Below are 337 nucleotides of genomic sequence, written 5' to 3'. Positions count from 1 at the left end.
ACGCCGGAAGGCCCGAACATCGGCCTCATCGGCTCGCTCGCCTCGTTCGCGCGCATCAACGCGTTCGGCTTCATCGAGACGCCGTACCGCAAGGTCGAGAACGGCCGCGTCACCGACGAGATTCAGTACCTCACCGCCGCGGAGGAGGACGACTTCATCGTCGCCCAGGCCAACGCGCCGCTGAAGTCCGACGGTCACTTCGAGGAGACCCGCGTCCTCGCCCGCTCGAAGGGCGGCGAGGTCGAGCTCGTGCCCGCCGAGGACATCGGCTACATGGATGTCTCGCCGCGCCAGATGGTGTCGGTCGCGACCTCGCTGATCCCGTTCCTCGAGCACG

At 67.7% G+C, this 337-nt stretch carries 1 protein-coding gene; it reads left to right on the top strand.

Annotated elements, in window-relative coordinates:
• On the top strand, nt 1-337 hold a 337-nt coding region (locus B3S45_RS14435; protein WP_286721488.1), incomplete at both ends, for a hypothetical protein.

It is taken from the genome of Microbacterium sp. UBA1612 (assembly GCF_002321605.1).
Lineage (GTDB): Bacteria > Actinomycetota > Actinomycetes > Actinomycetales > Microbacteriaceae > Microbacterium > Microbacterium luteum.
The sequence above is the reverse complement of the archived record's forward strand: the minus strand, read 5'-3'. Positions and strand labels throughout refer to the sequence as shown.